Origin of the sequence: Roseimaritima multifibrata (genome assembly GCF_007741495.1) — a bacterium.
Classification (GTDB): Bacteria; Planctomycetota; Planctomycetia; order Pirellulales; family Pirellulaceae; genus Roseimaritima; species Roseimaritima multifibrata.
Genome location: NZ_CP036262.1, coordinates 5,654,141 through 5,672,165, shown reverse-complemented (window position 1 = coordinate 5,672,165; position 18,025 = coordinate 5,654,141). Strand labels below are relative to the sequence as shown.

The 18,025-nt window shown below is 55.4% G+C and carries 15 protein-coding genes; 7 read left to right on the top strand and 8 right to left on the bottom strand.

Going from position 1 to position 18,025, the window contains the following annotated elements:
- The first annotated feature begins 208 nt into the window (after window positions 1–208).
- The 4 genes from FF011L_RS20605 (at window position 209) to truB (ending at window position 4,901) form a co-directional block, all read left to right on the top strand.
- Window positions 209–793 carry a hypothetical protein gene (locus FF011L_RS20605; protein ID WP_145353847.1) on the top strand — a complete coding sequence of 195 codons (585 nt, stop codon included), beginning with the start codon at window positions 209–211 and terminating at the stop codon, window positions 791–793.
- A 220-nt stretch (window positions 794–1,013) separates the two neighbouring features.
- Window positions 1,014–1,763 (top strand): ATP-binding cassette domain-containing protein, encoded by a 750-nt coding sequence (locus FF011L_RS20600; RefSeq protein WP_145353845.1) that lies wholly within the window; start codon window positions 1,014–1,016, stop codon window positions 1,761–1,763.
- Window positions 1,764–1,817: 54 nt separating this feature from the next.
- Complete coding sequence (locus FF011L_RS20595; protein ID WP_145353843.1) at window positions 1,818–3,971, top strand: ABC transporter permease subunit/CPBP intramembrane protease; 2,154 nt, start codon at window positions 1,818–1,820, stop codon at window positions 3,969–3,971.
- Window positions 3,972–4,001: 30 nt separating this feature from the next.
- The gene (truB, locus tag FF011L_RS20590; RefSeq protein WP_145353841.1) at window positions 4,002–4,901 is read left to right on the top strand and encodes a tRNA pseudouridine(55) synthase TruB; all 900 of its coding nucleotides are present in this window, start codon (window positions 4,002–4,004) and stop codon (window positions 4,899–4,901) included.
- A 39-nt stretch (window positions 4,902–4,940) separates the two neighbouring features.
- Here truB and FF011L_RS20585 read toward each other — a convergent pair whose 3' ends face one another.
- The 7 genes from FF011L_RS20585 to FF011L_RS20555 all read right to left on the bottom strand — a co-directional run bounded on the left by FF011L_RS20585 (window position 4,941) and on the right by FF011L_RS20555 (window position 12,972).
- Entirely contained in the window at window positions 4,941–5,882 is a 942-nt protein-coding gene (locus tag FF011L_RS20585) for an alpha/beta hydrolase (protein ID WP_145353839.1), read from the bottom strand.
- Between the two features lie 15 nt (window positions 5,883–5,897).
- A complete protein-coding gene (locus FF011L_RS20580; RefSeq protein WP_145353837.1) occupies window positions 5,898–6,704 on the bottom strand; it encodes a WecB/TagA/CpsF family glycosyltransferase in 807 nt (268 codons plus the stop codon).
- Window positions 6,701–7,645, bottom strand: a complete 945-nt coding sequence (locus FF011L_RS20575) for a polysaccharide deacetylase family protein (protein WP_145353835.1) — start codon at window positions 7,643–7,645, stop codon at window positions 6,701–6,703. The genes FF011L_RS20580 and FF011L_RS20575 overlap by 4 nt, the downstream gene beginning before the upstream one ends.
- A complete protein-coding gene (locus FF011L_RS20570) occupies window positions 7,642–8,859 on the bottom strand; it encodes a glycosyltransferase family 4 protein (RefSeq protein ID WP_145353833.1) in 1,218 nt (405 codons plus the stop codon). Before FF011L_RS20570 ends, FF011L_RS20575 begins: the two co-directional genes overlap by 4 nt.
- Window positions 8,852–10,156, bottom strand: coding sequence for a lipopolysaccharide biosynthesis protein (locus FF011L_RS20565; protein WP_145353831.1), 1,305 nt, complete (start codon window positions 10,154–10,156; stop codon window positions 8,852–8,854). Before FF011L_RS20565 ends, FF011L_RS20570 begins: the two co-directional genes overlap by 8 nt.
- 1 nt (window position 10,157) lies before the next feature.
- On the bottom strand, window positions 10,158–11,291 hold the full coding sequence (locus FF011L_RS20560) for a sugar transferase (protein ID WP_145353829.1): 1,134 nt from the start codon (window positions 11,289–11,291) through the stop codon (window positions 10,158–10,160).
- A gap of 64 nt (window positions 11,292–11,355) precedes the next feature.
- Window positions 11,356–12,972 (bottom strand): GumC family protein, encoded by a 1,617-nt coding sequence (locus FF011L_RS20555; RefSeq protein ID WP_218932773.1) that lies wholly within the window; start codon window positions 12,970–12,972, stop codon window positions 11,356–11,358.
- Window positions 12,973–13,306: 334 nt separating this feature from the next.
- Between FF011L_RS20555 and FF011L_RS26520 the strand changes: the two genes are divergently transcribed.
- On the top strand, window positions 13,307–13,477 hold the full coding sequence (locus FF011L_RS26520) for a hypothetical protein (RefSeq protein ID WP_218932772.1): 171 nt from the start codon (window positions 13,307–13,309) through the stop codon (window positions 13,475–13,477).
- A 968-nt stretch (window positions 13,478–14,445) separates the two neighbouring features.
- On the opposite strand, the gene FF011L_RS20550 is transcribed toward FF011L_RS26520, so the two are convergent.
- A complete protein-coding gene (locus FF011L_RS20550) occupies window positions 14,446–15,060 on the bottom strand; it encodes a response regulator transcription factor (protein ID WP_145353825.1) in 615 nt (204 codons plus the stop codon).
- A 144-nt stretch (window positions 15,061–15,204) separates the two neighbouring features.
- Here FF011L_RS20550 and FF011L_RS20545 point away from each other — a divergent pair, with 144 nt between their 5' ends.
- Window positions 15,205–16,239 (top strand): glycosyltransferase family 2 protein, encoded by a 1,035-nt coding sequence (locus tag FF011L_RS20545; protein ID WP_145355697.1) that lies wholly within the window; start codon window positions 15,205–15,207, stop codon window positions 16,237–16,239.
- Entirely contained in the window at window positions 16,236–17,900 is a 1,665-nt protein-coding gene (locus FF011L_RS20540) for a hypothetical protein (protein ID WP_246109541.1), read from the top strand. The genes FF011L_RS20545 and FF011L_RS20540 overlap by 4 nt, the downstream gene beginning before the upstream one ends.
- Window positions 17,901–18,025: the final 125 nt, after the last annotated feature.

The window sequence follows — 18,025 nt, the reverse complement described above, 5'->3', positions numbered from 1 at the left end:
GGACGCTGGGCCCTCGATTCCATCGGTTGGTAAGTCGCGTTGGACGTCCATGCGGTCTGTTCGGGGCGAGCCGCGGATTTTGGTCGGTGCCGAAGAAATGTGCTGCTTCGATCGACGTTGACCCCCTGGTCTGATTCTTGTAATTATCACTTGATAAGTGAAAACCGACAGGAAACCATTAAAACCTTTACGTTGGAATTGGGCTGATATGTTGAAGTATGGATTGGTAGCCCTGATGGGCTTAGTGATTTGCGGTTGTGGTTCTGAAAAACCGACAGCGGAATCGACGGCGACAAGTCCTGCAGCGGCGACCGCGCAAGCGAACGCCGCTCCGGATGCGAATTCTCCCGTTGCCGTGGTAAGCGAATTCTTGGATCGTGTTCGCCGCGGCGGTGCTGCCCAGGTGGAAGCGGCTCGGCTGTTGACCACGCGCGCACAGGCTGAATGCCAGCGAACCGGTCTGAAAATGGGATCAATGGGATCGCCTGCGGCTCGCTTTGAAGTAACCCGCGCTGAAGCGGTTCCTGAAGCCGAAGGTTCCGCATTGGTCCATTCGCTGTGGATCGAAAAAAATCCAGAGGGTGAAGATGCGACGTACCAAGTCGTCTGGGCGATGCAGAACGAAGCCGAAGGTTGGCGAATTTCAGGATTGGTCATGGAACTTGAACCAGGAACCGATCCCGTGGTCATCGATTTTGAAGATGGCGATCAAGCGGCTTCGATGTTGGGACTGACTCAGGACGCCCCCGCAGCCGAACAAGCAGCCGTCCCAAGTGAAAATCCCGTTCGCTAGAACGGCTGCGAGATTGCTTCGCAAGGACTTCGTAGGCTTAGCTCTCCCCCAGGGAGGGTGAGCCTAAGCGACGAGGGAGCGTCTGTGCCACGGCGCATCGCTCCTCCCGCTCGCCCTTCGCAATAGGGCTGCGCGACTACAGCACTCGATGTTGCCAATCGGCTATGATGCAGAGGATTCGTTCGGTTCCTCCTTAGCCTTTTCTTGATTGTTGGCCCCGATGCTGCAAGTTCATGCTTTAGAAAAAACGTTTCCGCTTGAACATGGCGTTGTGAAAGCGGTCGACAATCTCTCTTTTTCGGTTTCACCAGGCCAGGTCTATGGTTTGATGGGGCCCAACGGCGCTGGAAAGACCACCACCCTGCGGATGATTCTGGGGCTGCTAGAACCCGACAGCGGCGAGATTGAGGTGGATGGGTTTCGCGGCGGAGAACAGACCACCGAGATTAAGTCTCGGCTGGGATTTGTTTCCGCGGGCGATGGTGTCTATCCCTGGTTAACCGTTCGGGAAATGCTGCTTTATTTCGCGGATCTTTATGGAGTCGACCCTCCCGAGGCAGCCGAACGGCTTAAAGAGCTAGCCGATTTGATGGAAATCACGCGTTTCCTCGATCGTCGTGCTGGCGGCTTAAGCACCGGGCAGCGACAGCGGGTGACTTTGGTTCGCGGTTTGATCCATGACCCGCCCGTGATGCTGTTGGATGAACCGACGCGCGGTTTGGATGTGGTCGGCAGCCAAACCATTTTTGAATACATCTCGCATCTGCGGTCGGTCGGCAAAGCGGTTGTTGTTTGCACGCATCGGCTGGACGAAGCGGAACGGTTGTGCGATTCTTTTGGGCTTCTCCATGAAGGTCGTTTGCGGTTTGAGGGGAGTCTGCAAGAGCTTCAGGTTCAGACAAAGCGGCAAACCCTGGTGGAGATGTTTGTCGACCTTTTGAAGCCGTCTGAAATTTCTGCCGCTTCGTAGATCGTCGCTCGGTTCTTATTTGATTCCTTCTCTTCTTTCGCGAGCCCGTCGACTATGCCTGCTTCCGCTGGCCGTTTGTTACGCCTATGTCGTAAAGAGTTGCGGGAAACGCTTCGTGATCGCCGGACGATCGTTACTTTGGTGCTGATGCCATTGTTGATTTATCCGTTGCTAAGCATGACGATGAATCGATTTTTGCTGGCTCGTGGGGGGAGCGTGCTGTCGGGCGAAGCCGATCAAGGGACGGTGTTTCGAGTCCAATTAAATTCCCCAGAGGCGGCAGAGTATCTTGATGCGCTGTTGAAGGATCCACGCAGCCAGCCACCGCCGGAAATTCTCGCCGCCGCGGGAGGTTTGCCACCGGCGAAGTTCGAATTTTACCAAAGCGATACAGGCCTGCCGGAGGATAATCTCCGCAGTGGAGACGTCGATTTGGTTGTCGAGAATATCGATGGCCAAAATGATTGGATTCGTGTTGTCGCATTGGCGGGAAAGGAAGCAAGTCAACAAGCCCGTCGGATCCTGATCGAGCGTACCAAGTGGTATAGCGCAGCGGTCAATAAAGAACGCTTGGAGGCGGTTACCGGACTTCCTGTGGAACCGGCCCTGCGATTGGAAACCAGCGACATCAGCAGTTCGAAGCAGATGCCGCTCTTGGCGACCGTTGTCCCATTGATGTTGGTGTTGATGACGATCACGGGCGCGGTTTATCCCGCGATCGATCTGACCGCTGGCGAGCGAGAACGCGGAACGATCGAAATGGTGATCGCTTCGCCGATTTCGCGTAGCAGCATTTTGTTCGCCAAGTATGTTGCGGTCGTTACGGTGGCCCTGCTGACGGCCTTGGTCAATCTGTTCTCGATGTTTATTACGCTGTGGGCAGGTGGATTGCTTGAGCACCTGTTGGGAAAAGATGCTCCTTTTCCGTGGGTGGCCATTCTGCAGGTTTTGGCGTTGTTGGTATTGTTCAGCGGGTTCTTTGCCGCGGTCCTGCTGGCGCTGACCAGCTTTGCCCGGAGTTTTAAGGAAGCTCAGGCCTATTTGATTCCGCTGATGTTGCTGTCGTTGGCGCCGGGCGTTTTATCGCTTCTGCCGGGCATCGAATTGAATGGCATTTTGGCCGTGGTTCCCTTGGTCAACATCGTTTTATTGACAAGGGAGTTGCTCTCCGGCGGGGTCGCGGCTGTTCCAGCGGTCGCGGCGATTCTTTCCACCTGTGCCTATGCCGCTGCGGCCCTGGGTGTGGCGGCACGCCTGTTTGGTTCCGATGCGGTTTTACGTGGAAGTGAATTGTCGATCGGGTCGATTTTTGCACGTCCCGAAAAACCACGAGACGTTCCCACCGTCAGTGCCGCGGCGATGATGTTGGCAATCCTTTTCCCCATATACTTTGTCGCTTCCAACCTTCTGGGGGGCCTTGCCGGAAATCCTGATTCGGGGCCCACCCTCAGCATGGGATCGATGTTGATTATCAATGCGGCCGCATTGTGGGTCCTGATTGGTGGAATTCCATGGTTCGTCGCACTGGTCAGCAAAGATCGATTGCGGACGACTTTTCGCCTGAAGGCACCCTCTCCCCTTGCTACGTTCGGCGCGTTTGTGATCGGGTTAGGGTTCTGGGCTTTTGCAGCGGAAGCGTTCTTGATCATGGAAAAATTAGGAATCCGGTCCTTGGATCTAAGTCAGGTTGCGAGTGCTCGTGAAGCGGCCGCTCAAATGCAAGCGGTCTCTCCTTGGGTGATTTTGCTGGCGTTGGCGGTGACTCCAGGAGTGGTCGAAGAACTCTGCTTCCGCGGTTATTTGTTTTCAGCATTCCGGAAACAATTGGCCGGGATGAAGACGGTTTTGGTCACAGCCGCCTTGTTTGGATTGTTTCACGTCCTGACAGGTAGCGTGTTGCAGTTGGAAAGGTTTGTCCCTTCCACGATGACCGGCATTGTGCTGGGGTGGATCGCTTTGAGAACCGGTTCGGTGTTGCCCGGGATGTTGATGCATATCACTCACAATGCGTTTTTGATGCTGCTGGTTCGCTATGAATCTTGGTTTCAAAGCATCGGTTTTCACGTTCAGGCAGAACAGCACTTGCCAGCCACCCTGTTGTTGGTAGCTTTCGGGTGTGTTGTTGCTGGATTTTTCATGGTTCGCTGGGGAACACGTGTTCCGTCGATAGGGAACCCTGCACCGGATATTGCCCTCGAAGGCAAGTAGCGGTGCGTTACTCGTATTTTGAAGCCGTCGATGTTTGGTATTTTGAATTGTGATAAACCGTTAGGCATTACATCACGTTCGGTGGTCAATGCGGTCCACCGTCAGGTGCGGCCCTGCAAGGCTGGGCATGCGGGGACGTTAGATCCTCTGGCGACCGGTGTGCTGTTGGTCCCCGTCGGCCAAGCGGTTCGGTTGACGTCTTACCTGCAAGAACTGCCCAAGGAATACTGCGGAGTCTTTCGGTTTGGCGTTCAGACCGCATCGGGCGATTTAGAATTGACGCCTGAGCCGATGGAAAATGCGCCGATCCCCACGCTTGAACAGGTCGAAGTGGCGAGGGACCAATTTCTCGGCGATATCGAACAGGTTCCGCCGGCCCATTCGGCGATCAAAATCGATGGGCAGAGGGCTTATCGCTTGGCTCGCCAGGGCCAGGATGTCAAAATGAAGCCGCGCAAAGTGCGGATCGATACGATCGAAATTCTTCGCTATGAATATCCGGATTTGCACCTTCGAATCGTTTGTGGATCCGGAACGTATATCCGCAGTCTGGGCGTCGATTTGGCTGCCGCATGCGGAACGGTCGCCGTCATGACTTCGCTGCGGCGGACTGCGATCGGAGATTTCCGTGTCGAGCAAGCTCACACGTTGGATGAAATTCGTGAAGGCGACGTGGAGGGGATGTTGCAGTCTCCACTGCTTGGTTTGCCGACGATGCCTCACGTTTGTTTGCGGGATGATGAATTGCTTCGGATTGAACAAGGTCAGATCCTTTCTTTGGATCCGTCGCCACTCTTTTCCGAAGCGGATGAAGAAATCGCAGCGATCGACGAAAATCAGCGACTGCGTGCCTTGCTTTGTCAGAAAGGGGGCGGTTGGCGAGCGAAACGAGGTTTCCCGCTAGACGCAGAGATTTCCTGCGACGGATAATCGAAGGCTTGGTGGCATGGGAAAACGCATTGCCAGCCGCTACAGCAGATGTTTCTTGAAGAAATCGGTCGCCGCTTTAGATGTCTGTGCATCCATAAACGTTTGGATATGCCCGCTCCCCTCAATCGTTAGGAATTCGCTGGGGACGCCAACTTTTTGGAAGGCTTGATGTAAGCTTTGTGCGGAGGCAATCGGCACAATCAAGTCGGTGCTGCCGTGGATAAAAAGCGTGGGGGGATCTCCCTTAGAAGCATGGACCGCCGGCGAGGCGGCTTCATAGGCGGCAGGGAATTCGCGACGCGAACCGCCAAGGAAGTAGGCCAGCAGGGTGTTGTCCTCGGGTAGGTTTCGAAAATCGCAAGGGGCTCCACCTGCGACAACCGCCGCAATGCTCGGCAATTCCTGCCAGCGTGGATCTTTAGCATCCCAATTCGAAGTCGCTAAGCGTGTTTTCTGGTCTTCATTTGCCAGCGTTCCTAACATGCATGCTAAGTGGCCGCCCGCAGAATATCCCATGACTCCGATCCGTTTGGTGTCAAAGTGATACTCCTTGGCGTGCTTCGCAATCCAAACCAAGGCGTCGCGAGAATCGTCGACCTGAGCTGGAAACGGGTACTGAGGAGCAAGCCGGTAATTGATCACGACCGCGGCGATTCCGTTGTTCGCCAGCGTTCGTCCGTAGCTGCCGATCAACCATTTGCTTCCCGATCGCCATGCACCACCATGAATCACAACGACCACCGGTGTAGGCGCTGGTTCCTCCGCTGTGCCTGTGCTGTCGGGCAGGTAGAGATCGCATTTCAGGTCGGTCGTGTCCGCCTTGGAAAAGGTTAGGTCTCGAACGACTTGGACAGCGGCAACCGCATTGGAGACGGGAAGGCCCTGAACGAAAAGAAGGGCGATCAGTGCGGTCGCAAGTGAGCGAACGATCGTGGCGGAGGCTTTTGCGTGGGCCAGGTGTGGCCGTCCTGTGGCAGTCATTGTAAAAAATCCGTGCTAACCGAATAACTGTTCGTTCGCAGGGAGTCTGCCCTGCTCTATTTGTCTTCGATACAGTCCTGTTTTTTGTAATCCGAACAAGGTTAAATATAACGGATTCAGATACAGGTACCGCCGCCAAAGTCGTTTCGGTTCACGCGTTAGGCGGTAAAACCATTCAAGCCCATGGCGTTGCATCCAGGGGGGGGCTTGTTCTAGGTCGCCAGCGTGGAAAGCGAATGCCGCTCCAACAGCGATCAGTGGCATCCCCAGGCGGTCTCGCATCTCGTACGCGAAGACTTCTTGCCGTGGGCAGCCGAGTCCCACAAAGCAGATTTCAGCGCCGCTTGATCGGATCTGTTCCACTAACGCATCGCGTTCGGCGGGCTGTAGTTGCCGGAAGGCTGAAGCCTTTGCACCCGCAATTTTCAGGTTTGGGAACTGCTCTTTCAGTTTGCTTTGCAAGGTTGCCAACATTGCGTCGGTGGTCCCGAACAGAAAGATGGAAACCCCTTGGTCGGCAGCGGCCTGGCATATCCGCAGTGTCAGTTCAGGGCCGTAGACGCGGTCGGGAAGTTGACAGCCAGCCAGTCGGTTTAGGGCCCAGCGAACCGGTTGCCCGTCAGGGCAAACAATATCGAATTGATTCAACCGGTAGTGATGCTCCGCGTCCAGGACGCCTGTCATCACTCCGTGAACGGCGAGCGCGGTTACCGAAAGTGGCTGTTTCTGTTTGGCGGCGGAAAGGATGCGAGTCACCGCCCCTTCGTAGTCGATGCCGTTAACGCCAATCCCAAGGATGTTCTGTTTTCCTAAATCAATCATTCTTTGTGGCCCCCGTCCAGTGAATCGACTTGAGACCGAAGGGTGCGGACATCAAATTGATTAGCCAGTTTCCCTAACGCCCATCGCAAGATTCCCAGCTTTGATTCGCGGCGCATTTTCATCGCGGGAAAGAAGGACATCTCACCCGCATCTTCAGCGCCCATGAAATCGGGTGGATGGAGTAGAAGCGATGGAGAGGTGCCACTCATTTGGCATAAACGCAAGGTCGTCCGAAAGTACTGTTTCGCAGCAAGCTTTGAAAAACTGGCTAGGTAGGTTAGGTAACTGAAATGAATCGGAGTTCGGGATCCCGGCATGACGGTCACCGGGATCTCCCACAAATTTGTCGCGTTGATGGTTCGTTGGAAGGGCCGGTTCGGTTGCCGCATCGCTTTCCAGCCGCCGTACAGCTGTGACGCACGGTCGCGGTCGGCTCCGCGAAGCCCCGTTTTCATCATGTAATAGGCTCGAGCAACCGGAGCCATCGATGTTGGGAAAACCGATGCGTCGTAGCGGAATCCGCGCTCGGCTAAGATCCCCAGTACTGCCGGCGGGCAGCTGAATCCAGGGCCGCGAAAACCAACCGGAGCCGTTCCCCAGTTCTGCTTGATCGCTTCACTTGTCTCGTCGATTTCGGCGGCGATTTCGGATTCCGCCAACGTGTGCAGCCACGGTTCATGATTGAATGAGTGATTGGCAAATTCCCACTCCGACAGTTCGGTTAGCTGGGAAATCGATTCGCAACGATCGGGGTGAACCAAGTCACGCCCTACCAGAAAGGTGGTTAAGGGCAAATTTAATTCTTGCAACGTCTGCACGATCCGCGGAATCACTTGAGGGAAGTAACTGTCGGATGTCTCCCAGTGGTCCCTGCCAGCGGCCCGCAGGTAGGCCCACTGGTTGTCCAGGTCGAGAGATAAACTGGCGATTAAACGACTCATTCAGTTGCCTTCAAGATGTTCTGCGATGGGAGGGACGCGGACACCGCTGCGATGGCTGCGACGGCGCCTTGGGCTGCCCAGGCCGGAGTCCGTTCGGCAACGCTTTGACGAGCTTCGATTCGCATCGAAGCCATCTTGGCTGCCGGGGTTTCAAAGTAGGTGTCTAGTGCGGTAAATAGACTGTCCTGTTGCAGTGGATCGTATTGCCAGCCGTTCACGTCCTGCCGCACAAGACTGGTCGTTGCTTGGGCGTATCGACTAGCAATCAGCGGTAAACCCGCTTGCAACGCTTCATTGACGACTAGCAACCACTCATCGGCAAGCGTCGGAAGGATTGCGGCACCTTGGGTTGCAAACAGTTTCCCCAGTTTTTTGGGGGCGAGATTGCCTAATAGATTCAGTTGGAAATTGGCTGGTCTGGAAACCGCTGCGAGTGTTTCTCTCAGTGGCCCTTCCCCGGCAAGATTCAATGTGAGGGGACGCTGAGGATGGGCGGCGGCGTATCGAACCAGTTGCTGCACCAGAGGTAGGACCCCTTTGCGTTCGCTTAACTGTCCGACGGATATGAATTCAGACCTTACCTGATTTTCGTCTCGTTCGACCGGGCCTGTGTAAACCGTGCGATCATCCGCGGCGTAAGGGAGCGGGTGAAGCTTGGATTCGGGCACCCCTTGGTCGGTCAGGTAGTCATGGCAGCTGGGACCGTTGTAGGTCACCGCATCGGCCCGCTTAAGCAGGGGACGGCGGATCGCACGTCGCATCGATCCGCGATGTTGTTCGGTGTGCTCGCTCATATAGGTGCACAGCACAAGCCGCGAATTTTTGTGAAGGCTTCGATAGGTTGCCGCCGCAATCGAACGCGCGCCCAGCTCTAGCGACAGGATGACGTCCGGCTGCAGTCGTTTCAGTTGGCCGAGCGTGTCGTAGGGGAAATGAACGTACAGCTGATCTTGGAAACCACGGTTGCGGTCTTTCCAGCGACGTCGGAACGTCAGGTTCTTTTGCACCTGGACGTCCAGTCCTCCCCAGTCCGGTTCGAAGTCGCGGTTCGGTTCCAATGGGGTGGAAAGCAGGATCTGGAAATCACGGACTTGACGAGCGATCTCTTGGAAGACTCGCACTTGATAAAGCGGGATGTAATGGGTCAGCAGGACGACTCGCAGGGGAAGCGGTTGTGCGAAAGGTGCCGTCGCGGAATCGGGGGAACTAGGCATCGGACGCCCCCCAGGCAGTGGCTGGCTCGGTCGCCGAGTTTTGAATCATCGCCCCAAAAATAATCCCTGCAGCGGCGACTTGAGCGACGGCCAAACCGATCGGGATCGCAAAAATACCTTGGCTTGAATAAAGGGATGCGGTCACCACGATCAGTAGCAATAGTGCAATGATGCGAGCGAAAATCCCAGGACGCGCGATGCTGCGTCCGCGGAGATACCCGTCGCCAGCAATCGCGATTCCGCGAATCGCCGCTGCTGGAATCAGCCATAATGCGAAAGGGATCGCTGCAGTAAATCTTTCCCCAAGCAGTAGTGGCACTAGGAATGGCAATAGGCCCGCCAAAATCAAACCGCTGCAGATTTGGACAGCCGTCAGCCCGCCAAGGGTCGCGGCAATTTTTCCCCGACTGAGGATTTTGGTGCCCGCTGCACCACGCTGGAAAACGTAGGTTGCCACGACCATGGGGAAAATGGCTAACGTTCCTGCGATCGGGACGGCCGATGCGTAAAAGCCTTGTTCGACCAGCGTTCCCAGCCAAAGCACCAGCCCTAGGTCGGCTCGGTCAAGGACTTCGGTGGCGACTTGTGAGGCTGCGTACCCTTTGCCCAGCCGTGCCGCTTTGCGTGGGCTGGGGGTGACAGGCCCTCGCCAAGGCTGGGTCATCCCCCACTGAACCAAGCCAGCGGTAAGCAGCATCGCCAACGCGTAGACAAGAACGGCGGTGGTCACCGAATGAGCTCCTAGTAGCCAAGCGATTCCCAGTGCCAGTGGTGGAGTTGCTGCGCCGATGATTCGAGAGACGTTGTAGCGGTTGAACCGCCCTGCCCCGTGATCGATGGCTTGCACTGCAAGACGAATGTGTTGCAGCGGCAGCGTCATGGCAAGCAGGATCGCCAACGGAATCAGATCCCGTTTTTCGGTCGGCATGCTGCATACCGTCAAAACGATGCAGACAGCCATCGTGCCGATTCCCGTTAGTGAACCAAACAGAAGGGCGGACCTTCGCAGCGCTGCATCCTCGTCCGGTTGGCGAGCCGCTTCACGAGCGTACAGATCGGCTGCGCCCAGTAACCCTAGGTACAGAAGCATCTGTGGATAGGCGATGGTGGCGGCGAATGCCCCGCGACCTTCCGGCCCCAACATTCTGGCAAGGACAATTCCTTGCACTGCAAAACAGCCAAAGGTAGCAAACGTTGCTGAAAAGGTTCCGCCTACCGATGCCCAACCGGCAACCCGCTGTTGCCACCGGATCGGGGCAACCGAAGAGGTTGAAGACAGGTCCGACGTACCGGACAAACTATTCGCTGCCTCGGCCGGATAACGGTACGGTTACCGTTTTGGCCAACAAGGTTACATCCTTGATCATGGAGCGATTGTCGACGTAGCCTAAATCCAAACGCATCCATTCATCAAAGTTCTTGGCCTGACGTTTATTAACCTGCCAGACACCGGTCAGCCCCGGGCGAATATCAAGTCGTCGCCGCTGCCAGGGAGTGCATGCACGGCTTTCGGATAATGGTAGTGGCCGCGGCCCCACCAGCGACATGTCGCCGCGGAGAACATTCCACAATTGAGGAAGTTCATCCAAGCACAAGCGGCGCAGGATGTCGCCCAGCGGTGTGACCCGCGGGTCATTGGCCATCTTGAAGGCCGGGCCGTTACGGTCGTTTTGAGATTCTAAAAAAGGCTGTTGGGATTCCGCGTTAACGACCATCGTACGCATTTTATAGATCGTGAACGGTTTGCCGTTTTGTCCTTCTCGTAATTGTCGAAAGAAGGCTGGACCCTTGCTGGTTAATCGTATCGAAAGGGCCATCCCCGCAATCAGAGGCGCGGCAAGCAGCAACCCACAGCTTGCTCCGGCAATGTCGAAGGCTCTCTTCGTCGCGCGGTTGGTGGAGGTTGTGAAGGCGGTGACCGGTTCAGGTGGCTGGTGATCGTGGTTGTCTCCGTTTTTATCCTTGTCGTTCAAGGAATCCGAAGAGCCCGGTAGATGGTTTGCAGGAGGTTTTTGGGGAGTGGATGGTTGGTCGTAGCGCTGGAAACCGGAAGGGTCAAAGACTTGCAGACCCACTTTGATATTTAGTCCTGCATTTAAGAACAGCGTCCGCAGGCGGTCGATCGCGATGCGCCCGCCCATTTCGGAGGTGTCGACTAACAGCACGCCCAGCGTACGTGGAGCCAGTTCACCTTTGAGGTCGGTTTTGCGAACCGAGCGAAACAATAGTTTTGCGGCTGATCGTAGATTTTTCTTCGAGCAGGTCGGTTTCAGGAGTTCGATTGTCAACAAGCAGAAAGGGGATTGGTGACGTGCGGTTCGCATCCGTTCACGCGTGAGTTCTCTTTCTAGTTGCCGGCGAGTTAGCAGCGACCGATGGCAGGAGGAAGCTCCCCGCCAGCGACTGCTAATTTGATCCAGTAAGAGACTCATAACCGATGTCGTTTTCTATCAATGGTGCATTATCAATGGTGATTGTTGCTTACGTTTTTCGTGACTAACGCGGTAGCGGACTGGCTGCTAATTCATCTGGCGTTGTTGCGTTTTCTTCGCCGTCCAGTGGTGTCTCTGCGGAGACCGTGGTTTCAGGAGGGGAAGGATCATGATGTTGATTGTCTTGTTTGGGGTTTCCCAGCGAAGGGGCCGGAGGCGCTGGCGGCGTGCGGATCAACGCTTGCAAGGTTCCCAGGCACAGCCCCAATACACCGCCGATCAGCAGTAACATGGAGCGTTGTGGGCCGGTCTTTTTCAGCATCAAGGAAGCGGGTTGAACAACCGATAGGTCGCTCATTCCGTTTTGATCCAAAGCCGCCAACATGCGGGCCTCTTCTAGGCTGGTCGAATGTTTCAGGTGATTGGCTTCGGCAATGTTAGCGATCCAAGTCAATTCGCTTAGTTCGACCGCGTCGTTGTTTAGTTTCGCAAGCGCTTCCTGTGATGTTTCTAAATTGTTTTCGATCGATACCAATTTTGCTTTTAGGCCGGCGATGACCCCTTCATTGGACATCACGCTGGAGGCGAGTGTCAGACGAATTGGATTCAAGGATTCGACCGTTAAGGGGCGGTCTTCTTTTTGGCCTTGGACAATTTCGGCTGATTTCACAACCTGTTTCTGCATTGCTTTGTATTTGGGATGGCTAGGGTTCAGACGCGATAGGGCTTCTCGTTCTTGGATTTCAAGGTCGTATAAAGCTTCACGCATACCGTCGCCTGCTTGGTTTGCGACACCACTGGTTTTTTCTGTCGGAATCCACTCTTCCAATAGATCGCGTTGGGCAATCAAGCCATTTTTTTCAGCCGTGACGCGACTCAGTTCGGCAGTCGTTTCATCGTAGGCAAGTTCTAGTTTTGCAATCCGTTCCTGCAGCGTTCGTTCCTGCGAGTCCGAGGAGAGGATTTGCATACGGTTCTTCGCATCGCGCAAGTTTCGCTGGGCGGCGAGGGAAGCCTGCAACGATTCGGCGCACTGTTGTTCAAAAAAATCGAGGGAGCCGCTGACGCTGTGAGCTTGGATGTGATCTTGGTGATAGATGTCCAAAGCATGTTCGACGGCGTCACGGGCCAAAAACGGATCGTCCAATTCCACTCGGATGACAACGTTATATGAATTGTCAGGGATCGAAACCGACGTTTGGCTTTGAAGTTTTGCAATCGCTTCTTCCCGCTCAATCGCCTTTTCGTATGCTTCGCCACTCATTTCGCCATAGCTTGAAAGTTCGCGCGAGGGAAGAAACGTCAGCAGGTTTTTGATCGACTTTGAGATGCGTGTTCGCGGTTTCAAGAATTCGTCGGGGCCAATCGCGTCGACAACACGTTCGGCGATGATTCGACTGTCCAGCATCTCGCGGACGCTTGCCACTTCAGCACGTCGGCTTTCTTGAAGGGATACGGTCGCGGTTGTGGTCGACGTGGGGTCCAGGGATACCGAACCACGACCCAATCGCACAAACAGCATTCCCTCGCTGCTATACCGGTTGGGCATTGCCAACAAAGCGAGCGCGACCAAGCAGGTCACGACAAAAGCGGTCAGCAAAACCGATGGCAGGCGGCTTCGGACGGTGCGTACCAAATCTGCAGGCGTTAGGTCGGCCCATTTGTCTGCGGGTGTGGTCACGCAAGGCTCCGGCAAAGATTGGGGACGGTTTTGTTGGCAATCACTGGGGCCGTAGGACACAGGAGCCAATCGATGGATATATTAAATATCGTAATTCAACGATCCTTCGCTGCTAGGCTAGACTGATTCCAACTATAGGGGTTTGGCCAATTATTTCACCTCTCTTTTGGGAGGGTAGTGACCAGCCAGTAGGGATGTAACGGATAAAACGATTGAATGACCGATAGCGAAGGCGACAGCTTAAGGGGATTGTCGTACGCTATGAGAACTTCCAGAAGGTGCCGAAATTCACCTTGGTTACCCCCCTCTGCTTCCAACAAAGATTTGATGCGAAATGGATAAAAAAGCAAAAAAAAGGTTTGATGTTATCAATAAAAAATTGCAAGCTCTGCGGCCGCGACTTGCTGGAGCGAAAGAGCAGGCAGATGATTTGGACGAAATCAAAGAACTAGAAGACGAAATCGCAAAATTGCAAGCCGAAGCGGCCGAACTAAAAGCGAAGTAGTTACCGGAAACGCGAGGAGTGAATCTCTCTCGTTCGTTGCGGGACGTCCTGCGCTATACCCACTCTGTTGGTGAAGCACGGAATTTAGGCGGAACGATTTGCGCCGCTCTGCTAGGGAAATGGGGGGCTGGTCATCCACTCTTAGCGGAACGGCGCGAGCCGTCCGGCCCGTGCGACACTCCTGCCCCGGATGCCGGAAAGTTTTCCACTCGCCCGCGAAAAAAAATGCGGGACGCCAACCATTCTTAGCGGAACGGCGCGAGCCGTCCGGCCCGTGCGACTCTCTTGGCCCCGGATGCCGGAAAGTTTTCTGCTCGCCCGCGAAAAAAAATGCGGGACGCCAACCATTCTTAGCGGAACGGCGCGAGCCGTCCGGCCCGTGCGACACTCTTGCCCCGGATGCCGGAAAGTTTTCTACTCGCCCGCGAAAAAAAAATGCGGGACGCCAACCATTCTTAGCGGAACGGCGCGAGCCGTCCGGCCCGTGCGATACTCTTGGCCCCGGATGCCGGAAAGTTTTCTGCTCGCCCGCGAAAAAAAATGCGGGACGCCAACCATTCTTAGCGGAACGGCGCGAGCCGTCCGGCCCGTGCGACTCTCTTGGCCCCGGATGCCGGAAAGTTTTCTGCTCGCCCGCGAAAAAAATGCGGGACGCCAACCATTCTTAGCGGAACGGCGCGAGCCGTCCGGCCCGTGCGACACTCCTGGCCCCCCGGATGCCGGAAAGTTTTCTACTCGCCCGCGAAAAAAAATGCGGGACGGTTGGCGCTGTTTAGGTTGGATGCCCAGGCGACGGGCCGGACGGCTTGCGCCGTTCCGCTAGGAAGATGGGGGCTTGTCCGCGCTCTGCGACACTCCCGGCTCGCTGTGCCGGAATGTTTCTTTTCCACTCGCCCATTTGAAAAATTGCTGGTCGGTCCAGGCTCTGGCGAGCGTCGCCATCGTGACTTCTTGATTTTCTATTCCGGCTAGGTGGGTTGGCCGGGATCTTCTGGAGCTCGTTTTCGCAGTTTGCGTTGCAGCGAGCGGCGATGGATGCCCAGACGGCGGGCCGCTTCGGAGATATTGTTGCCGCAGTCCGCTAGGACGCGATGGATGTGTTCCCACTCACTTCTTGCCAGTGAGGGAGCTGGGAATTCGGCGTCGGGGCGAGGGAGTGGCCCCGGTTGGTCCCCCTGTAGAAATTTCGCCAAAATGTCATCGGCATCCGCCGGTTTGCTGATGAAATTGGTCGCTCCTAATCGGACGGCATCGATTCCCGTTGCGATGCTGCCGAATCCGGAAAGGATTAAGACGCGGATTTCCGGGCGAAGCTGTTTCAGTTTCTGCAGCAAATCCAACCCGCTTCGCCCCGGCATCCGAAGGTCTAATACCGCAAGATCGGTTGGGCGAGCTGAAAAAACCGCGATCGCTTGATCGTAACCCTCAGCCGTTTCGACTCGAAAGCCGCGCTGTTGAAATGCCATGGCCAAGCGGTCACGCAGGATAAATGCGTCATCCACGACCAGAATGCTCGTTGCTACTAAATCCGTCGCGGTATAGACGGGGGGCGGGTCGGAATCTTGGCTGGATAGAGAGGCCATGGTTGGGTTGTTGACGTTGGGGTGCAAGTTGGCGAGTGATTGTCGCTTTCAGTACACTACTTATCCTACAACGTCCGTAAACTAACACCACACCCAGATACGGTTCTCTCCCTCCAATCCCCTCTGACTCCCACACCTGACTGGATGGTTCTTATCGACGCTCACCCAATTTCCCGCCTTAGTGATTCAGATCCCGGTCCATCGGATCCGTTGGTTTCCGTGGTCATTCCACTAATGGATGAACAGGAAACGATTCGAACTTTAGTGACGCAGGTGCTGGATGTGCTGCACCAGATCGGACGTCGTGGAGACGTCTTGCTGATCGACGATGGTTCTCAGGATCGGTCGTGGCCGATCATCGAGGAATTAGCAGGTGAGTTTTCGGAGGTGCGGGGGATTCGGTTTCGGCGGAATTTTGGCAAAGCGGCCGCGTTGGCGGCCGGTTTTGAAGCCGCCCGCGGGGACGTGGTGGTGACGATGGACGCCGACTTGCAGGATGATCCGAAAGAAATTCCGCGTTTCCTTGAGGCGATCGATGCCGGATTCGATGTCGTCAGTGGCTGGAAAAAGGTCCGTCACGATCCCTGGCACAAAGTCGGCCCCTCGCGGGTCTTCAATTGGCTGGTCGGACGCCTGACGGGCGTCCGTATTCATGACCACAACTGCGGTTTCAAGGCTTATCGAAGGCAGATCTTCGATCAGGTCAAACTGTACGGAGAAATGCACCGGTTCGTTCCTGTCCTCGCCGATGCACGTGGCTGGAAGGTGACGGAAATCGAAGTCCTGCACCACCCGCGTGAACATGGAAAATCAAAATATGGCGTCGGCCGGATTGTCAAAGGATTTCTCGATTTACTGACAATCTATTTCCTCACTCGGTTCGCTCAGCGACCGCTGCATCTGATTGGATCGGCCGGTTTGCTTTGCTTTTCGTTCGGGGGGATCGGATTGACCATTTTGACGGTGATGTGGTGCGTTTCCCGCTTGTCCTCGGCAATCGATGATATCAATTTGCATGAAAGGGCGATTTTCTATTATTGCATTTTGGCTATTCTGCTGGGGGCTCAGCTGCTGGTGGCTGGTTTATTGGCGGAGTTAATGACCGCTATGATGCGTCCGAACATTCCTCCTTATTCCATCGCTCGGATCACGGGCGACGCGGAGTCCAAGTCATCGTGAATGAACTTTCTGATGTGCAATCGAACGAAAAGATTGTACGACGTGTGCTCTGGCTGCTGTTTATCGTCACATTGGCAATGGTTGCGGGACGGATCGCTGTTGTTTCTAGCAAAGATGGCCTCGTCCCATTTCTTAGTGCAAACGATCGTAGCCGCTGGTGCACGGTTGCTGCCTTGGTCGAGGATGGGACCTACCGGATCGATCGCCAGATTCAAATCACTGCCACCGATCCGAAAATTAAACGCGATGTGCGGACTTGGCAGACGATCGATCGCGTTCGGCATCAGGGAACCGATGGGCTATACCATGACTACAGTAGCAAGCCGCCTCTGTTTCCAACGATGATCGCAGGGTTGTACGGTGTCATTTACTTCGCCACCGGAATGGCTTTGACGGAGCATCCTTTTTATGTCGGCCGATTGGTTCTGGCGGGGACCAACCTCAGCCTGCTCGCTCTCTTTTTGCTCCCGGTTCTGTCGTTGATTCGGGTGCATGGGCGAACGGTGTGGGGACGTGTTTTCACCGCTGCGGGGGCTTGCTTTGGAACCATGCTATTGCCTTTTAGCGTTTCCCTGAACAATCACTTGCCTGCAGCGGCGGGGGCCGCCTTTGCGCTTTGGGTTCTGGCCGACCCGCAACGTAGTTCTCGCTTCGGTTGGATGTTCCTCGCCGGAATGGCCGCCGCGTTTATGGCCGCCAATGAATTGCCCGCCGCATCGATGCTGGCGTTGTTTGGATTATTGGCACTGATTCGCTCGCCAAGTCGTGCCTGTTTGGGATTTGTCCCCGGGATCGTCTTGGTCGCGGTCGCCTTTTTCGGAACCAATTGGCTGGCACACCGTAGTTTACGACCCGCCTACGCGCACCGTGGCAATGGGCCTTTGATCGCAGAGATTCTCAAGCAGGAAGAGGATCGTGATTTTCCTGATGCGATTCGGATTCGCGACGCTTTGGTCGCCGCTGACGAAACGATTGTGGAACGGATGGGAATCCTCAATTCCGAAGATGAAGACCGTTGGATGGCGGTTACCGAATCGGGAAACCAACGTTATGCCGTGCTGACGGTGGGCGATCAGTGGCAGATTCGCCAGTGGGATGATTGGTACGAATACGAACGCAGTTACTGGACCGGAGATCGACGCTCGGGGATCGACAAAGGAGAGGCCTCGCGGGGCACCTACCTGTTCAATATGACCTTTGGCCACCATGGGCTGTTCTCGTTGACCCCCATCTGGTTGCTGTCGATCGGAGGATTGTTCCTCTGGATGCGGCCAAATTCGTTGGGCCGCCTGGAGGAAGATAAGACCGCAGGCGCCTCGCGAGGGATGACGGACACCGAGATGCGTTTTGCCAAATTATGTGCCGTCGCGATCGCCGTGGCGTCATTGGTCTGTGTGGCGTTTTATACGATGCGCCCGCTGATCGACCGCAATTATGGTGGTGTCAGTGCCTCGCTTCGCTGGATGATGTGGTTCGCTCCGCTGTGGATCTGGTTGATGATTCCGATGGCGGATTCGCTAGCAAAGAGTCATTGGAAACGGAGCTTGGCCGGGATTTTGTTAGGGCTGAGCTGTTTTTCGGCGGTGTCGGTCCTGGAAAATCCTTGGCAACATCCCTGGCTGTACCGTTTTTGGGACTATCTGGGCTGGATCGGTTCTTAGGCATTCTAGTACTCTCCAACCGGAGTTCTGCAGGATGAATTCCGCTTTCAGTCGCATGGGCAATGGAGACGTGCGATTGATGAACCGACTGGTTCGCGAAGAACGCTTCTAAACACGAGATTGTG